This window comes from Streptomyces sp. NPDC107454, assembly GCF_055582885.1.
The window spans coordinates 37841-47471 of record NZ_JBVJPA010000030.1; the positions used below are offsets into that span (position 1 = coordinate 37841).

Annotated in this window: 9 protein-coding genes and 3 pseudogenes; 7 read left to right on the forward strand and 5 right to left on the reverse strand. The window is 70.4% G+C overall.

The window, feature by feature from the left end; genetic code table 11:
- Positions 1–17: 17 nt before the first annotated feature.
- The gene (locus ACZ69M_RS47395; RefSeq protein WP_470059915.1) at positions 18–1781 is read right to left on the reverse strand and encodes an endonuclease/exonuclease/phosphatase family protein; all 1764 of its coding nucleotides are present in this window, start codon (positions 1779–1781) and stop codon (positions 18–20) included.
- A gap of 620 nt (positions 1782–2401) precedes the next feature.
- Between ACZ69M_RS47395 and ACZ69M_RS47400 the strand changes: the two genes are divergently transcribed.
- Entirely contained in the window at positions 2402–2539 is a 138-nt protein-coding gene (locus ACZ69M_RS47400) for a hypothetical protein (protein ID WP_470059958.1), read from the forward strand.
- On the opposite strand, the pseudogene ACZ69M_RS47405 reads toward ACZ69M_RS47400, so the two are convergent.
- Positions 2477–2736: pseudogene (locus ACZ69M_RS47405) on the reverse strand (hypothetical protein); the annotation flags it as partial. The gene ACZ69M_RS47400 and the pseudogene ACZ69M_RS47405 overlap by 63 nt on opposite strands.
- A 66-nt stretch (positions 2737–2802) precedes the next feature.
- Here ACZ69M_RS47405 and ACZ69M_RS47410 point away from each other — a divergent pair.
- The 3 genes and pseudogenes from ACZ69M_RS47410 to ACZ69M_RS47420 all read left to right on the forward strand — a co-directional run.
- Positions 2803–3161: pseudogene (locus tag ACZ69M_RS47410) on the forward strand (zinc ribbon domain-containing protein); the annotation flags it as partial.
- A 320-nt stretch (positions 3162–3481) separates the two neighbouring features.
- Complete coding sequence (locus tag ACZ69M_RS47415; protein WP_470059916.1) at positions 3482–4597, forward strand: PP2C family protein-serine/threonine phosphatase; 1116 nt, start codon at positions 3482–3484, stop codon at positions 4595–4597.
- Between the two features lie 191 nt (positions 4598–4788).
- Positions 4789–4908 (forward strand): annotated as a pseudogene (locus ACZ69M_RS47420) (FAD:protein FMN transferase); the annotation flags it as partial.
- A gap of 102 nt (positions 4909–5010) precedes the next feature.
- On the opposite strand, the gene ACZ69M_RS47425 reads toward ACZ69M_RS47420, so the two are convergent.
- Positions 5011–5595 (reverse strand): NAD(P)-dependent oxidoreductase, encoded by a 585-nt coding sequence (locus tag ACZ69M_RS47425; protein ID WP_470059917.1) that lies wholly within the window; start codon positions 5593–5595, stop codon positions 5011–5013.
- Here ACZ69M_RS47425 and ACZ69M_RS47430 point away from each other — a divergent pair.
- Entirely contained in the window at positions 5594–5863 is a 270-nt protein-coding gene (locus ACZ69M_RS47430) for a hypothetical protein (protein ID WP_470059918.1), read from the forward strand. The two genes, ACZ69M_RS47425 and ACZ69M_RS47430, sit on opposite strands and share 2 nt — an antisense overlap.
- Before the next feature lie 113 nt (positions 5864–5976).
- Positions 5977–6411, forward strand: a complete 435-nt coding sequence (locus ACZ69M_RS47435; protein WP_470059919.1) for an SRPBCC family protein — start codon at positions 5977–5979, stop codon at positions 6409–6411.
- On the opposite strand, the gene ACZ69M_RS47440 is transcribed toward ACZ69M_RS47435, so the two are convergent.
- The gene (locus ACZ69M_RS47440) at positions 6383–6742 is read right to left on the reverse strand and encodes a DUF6233 domain-containing protein (RefSeq protein WP_470059920.1); all 360 of its coding nucleotides are present in this window, start codon (positions 6740–6742) and stop codon (positions 6383–6385) included. The two genes, ACZ69M_RS47435 and ACZ69M_RS47440, sit on opposite strands and share 29 nt — an antisense overlap.
- A gap of 42 nt (positions 6743–6784) precedes the next feature.
- Complete coding sequence (locus ACZ69M_RS47445) at positions 6785–6919, reverse strand: hypothetical protein (RefSeq protein ID WP_352053374.1); 135 nt, start codon at positions 6917–6919, stop codon at positions 6785–6787.
- A 1066-nt stretch (positions 6920–7985) separates the two neighbouring features.
- Between ACZ69M_RS47445 and ACZ69M_RS47450 the strand changes: the two genes are divergently transcribed.
- On the forward strand, positions 7986–9631 hold a 1646-nt coding region (locus ACZ69M_RS47450), incomplete at its 3' end, for a serine/threonine-protein kinase (protein ID WP_470059921.1).

The window sequence follows — 9631 nt, forward strand, 5'->3', positions numbered from 1 at the left end:
CTTCGGGTCGTCGGGGGTCAGCCGCGGGCGGACAGGGAGAAGGTGACGACGGCGGCCGCATGGTCGGAGGGCCAGCCGTTGGCAGCGGTGTCCGGCACCGGCCGCGGCCAGCCGGTGAAGAGGCTGTGTGCCTCCAGCACCTTCAGCCGGCCCGCGTACTGAACCTGGTCGACCCGGTCCTGGGGTTCCGCGCCGCCGCCCTGGTGCTGCGGCCTGACGGGGGACCAGGTGGTGCCGGGCTCCTTCACCGGGCTGGGGTGGGCGTCGCGGAAGGCGTCGACGAGGCCTGCCTGTTCCAGGGCTTCGGTGACCGGCCAGCGGACCCGGCCGACTCCCCCGTGCGCCGATGCCGTCCGGCTCGTCCAGTCACGGTGGGACGGCGAGGCGAGGCCGGCCGCCAGCACGACGGGGTTGCGCAAGGCGAGCTCCGGCCGTATCGCGGCCGCCAGCGCCTGTACCTGCCGGTAGCGCGTCGTTCCCTTCTCCGCCGCCTCGACCTGCGCGGCCGTCCGTCCCGCCAGCAGCGCGTAGGGGCCGTAGTCGGCATCGTCCAGCTGGGCCGTCCACACACGCACCGTGCGGTCGCCGGGCAGTTGCAGCGTCGCCGCGGCGGCCGGGAGCGCCGCGGTCGGGGCGAGGACGTCGGTGAGCGGGTAGCGGCTCACGATGCCGAGGCCGCCGGCCTGGTGCACATGCCAGCCGAGCGCTCCGGCGAGGTTCTCGGCCCCCTTGTCACCGCATTCCTGGAGCGCGACGACGTCCAGGCCCTGGGTGAGCACCAGCCGCAGCTGCTTCTCCAGGAACCCGTCGACGTGGGTGCCGGCATCCCAGAGGTTCAGCGTGGCGACCTTCAGCGGGAGCCGCTCCCGGGATGTACGCAACGGCACGTGAACGGTGACGGTGTCGCTGCCCGCGACGCTGTCGGTGACGGCGGCCACTACCCGGCCGGGCGTCCGCGGCGCGAGAGCGGGGACCTTTCCGCTGACCGTGCCGTCGGCGGCCACCGACAACCACGGGTCGCCTGCGACGCGTTCGAAGGTCGCGCCGCCGGCGGCATTGCCCTCGGGCCTGATCCACAAGCCGCCGAGCCGCACCGAGAAGGCCGTGCCGGCGGTCTGCGCGGCGGTGGTGACGGCGTCGACCACCGCGTACGGGCGCGGGATCGCGGGGCGGACGACGAAGCTGAACGGGGCAGTGCGGGCCAGGATGCCGTAGCCGTCCTTGGCCAACAGGTAGGCCTTGTACGGCCCGCCGCTCAGGCCGGAGGTGTCGAGGGTGATGTCGCCGGAGACCCCGGGGGTGTACTCCCAGGCAAGGGAGGAGCCGTGCCCGGGCAGCCGGTCGCCGTCGTACACGCCGACCCAGTTCTTCACGTCGGGAGCGTCCGTCGCCCAGTGGAAGGAGACCTTGTCGCCCTCGTGCGGGGTGGGTGTCGTCAGCTCGATCGAGTCGCCGGTGGGCGCGGGCACGCCGGCGAAGCTGAACGGCTCGGTCCGGGCGAGGATGCCGTAGCCGTCCTTGGCCAGCAGGTACGCGGTGTACGGCCCGCCGCTCAGGCCGGAGGTGTCGAGGGTCGTCTGCCCGGAGGCGCCGGAGACGTACGCCCACACAAGGGAGCCGCTGCCGGGCAGCCGGTCGCCGTCGTACACGCCGACCCAGTTCTTCGCGTCGGGAGCGTCCGTCGCCCATGTGAAGGTCAGCTTGTCGCCGCGTTGCGGGGGTGTCGTGGAGCTGATCGTGATGCTGCTCCCGGATGCGACGTCCTGTGAGAGAGGTGGCATGGTGTTGGGTCCTCTCCGCCCCAGGTACCACCGCGGCGATACCCGGGCGAGCAAAGTTGTCTAGATAACTTCGCTCCAAGCAAGCCGTTCCACGGCGACGGGCCAGTGAACGACGGGTTGCCGCCGGCCGGGAAGCAGACGGAGATCTGAGGATCCGCTGTGCGGTCCGAACGGCCGGCGCTTGCCTGCGAAACTCCGCCTGAGCAGCGACATTTCGAGGCCGTTGGACTCCGCGGCGGTCCATGGAAACGAGGAAAGCCGCATCCCTCCGATCGGCGGCTCGAGGGGATACGACGTCATGCACTCTTCAATGAGTTGCGCCGTGCTGTGCGCACAACAGGACGATGTCGGATGCGTTCAGCACTCGGCTTCGCAGCGGATGGTGATCGTGGGATCGGGGGCTAACCGCTCCCCCGCCGCCTGGTACTGACGGTCCGGCGGGCGGCGCCCCGGCCCGCTCGCCGGGTACGCCCGCCTCGCCGGCCGAGTCACCACCGACGGCGCTGTCACATTGTTGGATGTGTAGGTGTCTGACGGTGTGTCGGGGTATGGGGGCCGCAGCCCGGGCCTGTGTTCGGGCCGTGGTGGGTCGGCCGACAGCGCCGGTGGTCTGGTCCCGGATGGCAAAGCGGACAGGGCGGCGTCTTCCCGCACTGCTGGAGCACCCTGAGCGTACGGTCCGCCGCTTCGGCGCGTCACCGGACATCGACCAGGACCCGCGCAGCGAACTGCGGGCCCTGTGGGAGGGCCTGCGCTGACGCGGCTCGACCGGCGAGGCCGCGACACTGGTCACCGTCCAGAGCCACCAGCGGGTCGGCCGCGAAGCGCAGCGGGCACGGAGATCCTTGGCGGCCGCCCGGCCGGCGCCGGTGGCGGCGATCCGCTTGATCCGCCGGTCGGTGGGGTCGGGTACGCGCTCGACGAGGCCTCGGCTCCGGAGCCGGTCCACCATCCCGTATCGAGCCGAGATATCCGTCCGCTTCACCGGATAACCGGAGGATGCCCCGGCGTTCACGCCGGGGCGATCGCGGTCGAGGACTTCCGCCCGAAGTTCCTCGCGAAGTCCACCATGGCCCGCCAAGCCGCTGACGCGGCGATCGGCGCCACCAAGCGGGCCCTGACGGAAATGGCCCGCGAACACGGCCGGACCGTACACCTGGTCCACCCGGCCCACACCACCATGGACTGCGCCACCTGCGGAGCGAGAGCCAAGCACGCACTGCCGCTGTCCGAACGTACCTACACCCGCACCGCGTGCGGAGCCGTCTCTCCCCCCGGGACAAGAACTCCGCCCGCGTGATACTCATCCGGGCTGGTCTCAACCCGGCTGGTACCGAGGGCACAAGACCTCCGGGAGCGCCGCTCCCGGAGGCTGCCTGAGCCAGGAATCCCCTCCCTCCAGGGAGGGGAGGATTCAACATCCGGGAGCAGTTCACGGCGTCACCGGCCGGCCCACCGCACCCTGAGCGGAGGGTGGGAACCTGGCTCCACCACGCTCCGGCACACCCTCACCCAGCAGCCCGCCCGACAAGTTGACAACGCCCTGCCGAGGCCACCGAACCGGCTCCCCCAGCCCTCGCTTGCAAGCGCCGAGGGCCACCCGTGTGACCTGGCCAGCTCGACGGCAAGAGGAGCACCACCGCCCTGGCTCGCGGCGCCTACCGTGCAAAGAGACATCAGCGCGTCGAGGCGGGACAGACATGACGGAACCTGAGATCGACTACACGGCAGTGTTCCAGGCCCTTCCCGGAGCGGTGGCACTCCTGACCCCGCAGCTGGTCTATGCCGACGTCAACGAGGAATGGCTGCGCGTGCTCGGCCGCACCCGTGAGCAAGTGATCGGCCGCTGCATGCCCGACGATTTCGCTGACAGACCGAACCACCCCGACGCAGCTGTGGTGCGCAACATCCAGGCGTCACTGTGCCGGGTCGCGGAAACCGGTGAGCCCGAGATCATGGAGCTGCAGCGTCTCGAGCTGGGGGGCTCCGGCCGGCCCGGGGTAGGAGACGCGAGCTACTGGAGCATGACCAACATTCCCGTCTTCGGTGCGGACGGGCGGGTGGCACTGTTGCTGCACCGGGTGGAAGAGGTCACCGAACTCATCCGCGCCCGCGTGGTCGCGTTGACCTTGCAAGAGGCGATGCTGCCCACTCCTCGCCCGGTCGGGCGCCATCCGGTGGCCGTACGCTACCGGCCCGCCATCTGCGCGCTGGACGTGGGTGGTGACTGGTTCGACCTGGTCGATCTGCCCGGCGACCGCCTCGGGGTCGCCGTGGGCGACGTGGTCGGTCATGGGCTGTCCGCGGCCGGCGTCATGGGGCAACTGCGCAGCGCGCTGAGCGCTGTCTCCCGCGTCGCCGAGGGTCCCGCCCGGGCTCTGGAAGTCCTCGAGCTGTACGCCCGGTCCGTCGCCGGCGCCGAGAACACCACCGTGGCCAACGCGTTCGTCGACTGGCACACCCACGAGATCACCTACAGCAGCGCCGGCCACCCACCGCCGGCCCTTCTGCAAAGCGACGGCACGGTCGAGTTCCTCGACCAGGCCACCGACCCACCACTCGGCGCGTGTCCTGAACCCGGCCCCTGGCTGCAGGCCACCATGCCCTTCACCGAGGGCGCATTCCTCGTGCTGTACACCGACGGCCTGATCGAACGCCGACACGAAGACATCGACACCGGCCTCGCCCGGCTCGCCGGGTCCCTGGCGCGCCACCGAAAAGCCGACCCCGAAACCCTCGCCGACGCCCTGCTGACCGACCTGATCCCGCCCGACGGCGTCACCGACGACACCGCCCTCGTCATCGTGCGCCTATGAACTGGCCGCCGACGGCACCGCCGTCGGCACCGGCCTCAGCACCCCGGACGACGTCGGGGAGACGATCGCCGCGAAACTTGCCGAGCTGACCGGGCTGCCACTGAACACCGCGGCGGGTAAGTCCGCCGCCCAGGGCTCACTGGATGTCATAGTCGCGCCAACCCCCTGCAACCCGGTGGCTCTCCACTATCGTGACCGTCCGGGACCTCGCCGTCGCGACCTCCGGCACGGCCGAGTGCGGCGCCCGCATCCTCCACCCGCACACCGGTCGCCCAGCGCCCTCCGGGCTGCTCTCGATCACCCTCGTCGGCCGCCACCCCACAGACACCGACGCCTCCGCGCCGGCTGCCTTCGCCATGGGCCCAGACGCCCTCGACGCATCCTGGCCGCTGCGGTGCCGCTCGGCCTGGTGCTCAACTCAGTGGCCGACCTGTGGTGGACGGACCCGGCCGTCGGCTACGTGCTGGCCTACTACTGTTGATAGCCGGCTTGAGGAGCAGTCCCTGGCCGTTCCCGCCGGCATGGGTGATGCTGCGGGCCAGTTGGCTCAGCAGCGGCTCGGTGGCCAGGAACGCCTCGTCGGGGCCGCCTGCCATGATCGCGAGGGTGCCGTTCTCGGCCGCTGGGACGCTGCCGGAGACCGGTGCGTCGATCATGGTAGCGCCGGCTGCCCGCACCCGCCCGGCCAGCTCGCGGCTGGCCTGCGGGCTCACGGTGCTCATCTCGATGCAGAGCGATCCTGGCCGCAGGCCGGCCAGGATCCCGTCCGGGCCCGAGGTGATCGCCGCCAGTGCGGCGTCGTCGGTGACCATGCTGAAGACCACTGGTGCGGCCGCGGCGACCTCGCGCGGTGTGTCCCGCCAGATGAGCCCCCGCTCGGCCAGCGCTTCGGCCTTGGCCCTGGTGCGGCTGGTCCCGTACACGGGGTTGCCGTGGAGCAGACGGCCGGCTACCGGCGCGCCCATGGAGCCCAGGCCCACGCATCCGATCGCGGTCATGGTCCACACCCCCGTCCACGCCTCCTGGACAAACCAGATCGAGATCTTCTTCTCCATCGTCCAACGCAAGGTCGTCTCGCCCAACGACTTCGCCGGCCTGACCCAAGTCCGGGACCGGCTCCGAGCATTCGAAGACCGCAACAACGCCACGGCACAGCCGTTCCAGTGGAGGTTCACCACCTCCGGCCTGGACGGTCTGCCGGCCGGACTCGACCGGCACACACCCGCCGATCGACAGGAAGAATCCTCCGTCGCGCCGACAGCTTGATCAACCCTCGAAGGACTTCCGGAGCCGACCACTCAGTTGCCTGGTGGCCGGCTCGCGGCGCAGCCTGGAAGAAGCACGGGCCCGGGTAACCGACCCAGAAGGCGAGGTGCGCCATGAGTAGGCTTCAAGAGCACATCGACATCAACGCCCCGGCGCAGAAGGTGTGGGACCAGCTACACCGTGTTGAGGAGTACCCGTCGTTCATGGACGGGGTGCAGCGCGCCTATTCGCAGGGCAGCAGTCGCGCCCATCTCGACGTCCAGGCCGCCGACGGCGGTGAGCAGGCGTTCGAGGCTGTCCTCTCCGACCGCAGCGAGGCCCAGGTCATGGCGTGGCAGACGCAGGGCGGCCCGGCGATGGAGGGCTCGCTCGCGGTCAGGTCCCTGGACAAGGACCACAGTCAGGTGCGGGTCCGGATGGAATACGACCCGGAGTCGATCCACGGCGTCTTCGGCGGCCCGAAAGGAATGGCTCAGGTCCACGCGGTCGAGCAGGCGGTCCGCGGCGATCTGCAGCAGTTCAAGAGTCTGATGGAGGGGCCGAAGTAGGGCGTCCTGGTGCACTGATGATCGAGAGGGCAGGCCCTGGCTGGTCCAGCACCCCGGGTTCGGTGCCGGGCCGGCAGTACGGGCAGGCGTCCACACCGTCGACGAGTGCCCGCAGTGCCTGGTCTCGCTGGACGCCTTTGCACCTCTTGCCGATCATGTGGCAGCCGCCGATGTGGACGTACACGGCGGGCGAGTGTCCGTCGAGGGCCTGCTCGATGACCCAGCCGGGCGCCGGTGGCCGGGCTGCGGCGCCGCGCTGCCGCTCTTCCTCTCGCCGCTGTTCGGCTGCGATCCACCGCCGGGAGCGCTCGAAGTCGGCAAGCTGGGACACGTTCCAGAAAGCGGAGCTGCTCGAGACAAGACGAGCGGTCGTTCACGTCGTCTGCGGGTGGATCCAGTGCTCGGCCAGGAAGTTGTAGAAGGCCAGCAGCTCCTCCTGGTCGTTGGTGATCTTCTTGACGACAGGTACACCGTCGGCGCCACTCAACCGTTGAGGGCGGGCATCCATCTGGATGCCCGCCCCTTCGCTACCCGCACCGTTGTAGCGGACGGCCGCTGGTCACTTGACGATTGGACCCGTGGGGCCGGGGGTGGGGGTAGGAGTCGGAGTGGGGGTGGGAGTCGGAGTCGGAGTGGGGGTAGGAGTGGGGGTGGGGGTAGGAGTCGGAGTGGGGGTGGGAGTCGGAGTCGGAGTGGGGGTAGGAGTCGGAGTGGGGGTGGGAGTCGGAGTGGGGGTGGGGGTGGGAGTCGGAGTGGGGTGCTTGCCGCAGCCACCTCCCTTGCCCTTGCCCTTGCCCGACCAGTTGTCCTGACCCTTGCCCGACCAGTTGTCGTGACCGTTGCCCGACCAGTTGTCGTGCTTGTCGCCGTGGTGGCTGTTGCCGTGACTGGCTGTCGCCATGGTCACGGTGCCGGTGTGCGGCGTCGCTGCGAATGCACTGGTGGGCAGCAGTACGCCTCCTGCGGCAAGGGCGCTCGAGGTGACAAACATGGCGATGCGCTGAGTCCGAGAAATGCGAGTCATGGGAATTCTCCTTCATTCAATATGTCTGTTGGCCTATGCCGCCGGAGGTGTTCCGGGCGGGCAGTGGGCCATATGCTCTGCGTGAGCCCGTGGAACAAGTAAGCCCGGCACCGACGATGCGCGTCACGACACTGCCTCTCGTGACTTGACAGCCACCGATAATTCGGCTTGTTATCCATATCCGCCCGGTGGAACGCCTCGAGAGCGGATTTCAGGAGCGTTCGGTAGCTCACCCTCTGATTTGGGTTGACCCGCGCGTTCTCTGATTTCGGGCGCGGCATCGGCGCCCTCATACCGCCGTGCTGTCTACGCGAGCGTGTCGGCCGTATTCAACGTGGCGGTGGAGAACGGCCACCCGCACCGCGACTCCGTCCGAGGCCGGCACCGTACGAGCGCCGGCGCCCAGCCAGTGCCGCGTCGCCCCCTTGGATGGCCTGGCAGTCGCATCAGGGCGACTTGCCGCTCTTGGGGCGGTATGCGATACGTGGAGAGAGGCCTTTCAGCGCTCGCCGGGGACCCCCTGCTGGCCCGTCCTGGAAGAGGGAGCGCCGTGACAGGAGCGAACGAGGCCGCCGGGCGCGTGATCACGGGGCGCTACCGGCTCCTGCGCCGGCTCGGCGCCGGCGGCATGGGACGGGTGTGGCTGGCCTACGACCAGGAGTTGGCGTGCGAGGTCGCGCTCAAGGAGATCATCCTGCCGCTGGACGTCCCGGAACGCGAGGTGGGCACCCGTATCGCGAGGGCCCGCGGCGAGGCGCGGCACGCCGCCCGGCTACGCAATCACCCGCATGTCGTCACCGTGCACGACATCGTGGAGGACGATGGCCTGCCGTGGATCGTCATGGACTTCGTCCCGGGCGCCATGGACCTGGAGGCGGTGGTGCGCGAGCAGGGGCCGCTGGCGCCCGCCGACGTCGCCCGGATCGGGCTGGCGGTGCTCGACGCCCTGCTGGAGGGCCACCGGCTCGGCGTCCTTCACCGGGATGTCAAGCCGGCCAACATCCTGTTGACCCACCCCGGCCCGGGGCCTTCCTACCCTACGGAGGGCGGCGGCCAGGTGCTGCTGACGGACTACGGCATCGCGCTGGAGCCGAGCTCCGGAGAGGCCCGCCTGACCGCCACCCTGGAGGTCCTCGGGACCCCGCGCTTCATGGCCCCGGAACGGACCCGCAGCGCGGCGCCCACCCCGGCCGCCGACCTGTTCTCACTCGGCGCGACCCTGTATTTCGCGGTCGAGGGGACCGGCCCCTTCGACCGCGATTCCGCTCTCACCACGCTCAGTGCCCTGCTGTTCGAACCTCCCACCCCGCCGCGCCGGGCAGCGGAGCTGGCCCCTGTCCTCCTCGAGCTGCTGGCCAAGGACCCCGCGCAGAGGATGGACGGCAACGAGGCCGCCCGGCGGCTCACCTCCGTCGCTGCCCAGCCTCATCCCTCCCCTTCGCGGCAACCGGCTCTCCCACCGGAGATGCCGCCACCAGAGTGGTCCCCCGCCTCGAAGCCGCCGCGCTCTGAGGAATCGCTCCCGACGACCGAGTACGTGCCACCGGCCGAGCCGCAGAAGCCGGCCGGCCCGCCCCTGGGTCCGCTGCCCCGCAAAGGTGACGAGGCCCGGCCGCAGCCCCGCCCGACGCGGTCCAGACACCGGCGGGCCGGGCTCATTGCGGGGGTGGTGCTGGTGGCGCTGGCCGCGGTAGGCAGCATCTACCTGACGCAGTGCCGCTCGCCGAGTCCTGAACCCCCCGCACCGACATCCGTGCTCTCGGTCAAGGTCGGCGACTCCCCGCAGGGGGTGGGTGTGTCGCCGGACGGGCGCCGGGTCTACGTAGCCAACTTCACCTCGGGTTCGGTTTCTGTGATCGACATCGCGACGAACCGCACGGTGGGCAGCCCCATCCCTGTCGGCGCCACCCCGGAGGGGGTGGGTGTGTCGCCGGACGGACGCCGGGTCTACGTGACCAACAGTTCCTCGGGTTCGGTTTCGGTGATCGACGCCACGAGGAACCGGACGGTGGGCAGCCCCATCCCCGTCGGCGACACCCCGGAGGGGGTGGGTGTGTCCCCGGACGGACGCCGCGTCTATGTGACCAACGGAAGCTCGAGTTCGGTTTCGGTGATCGACACCGCGACGAACCGCACGGTGGGCAGCCCCATCCCCGTCGGCCGCTTCCCGCAGGGGGTGGGGGTGTCCCCGGACGG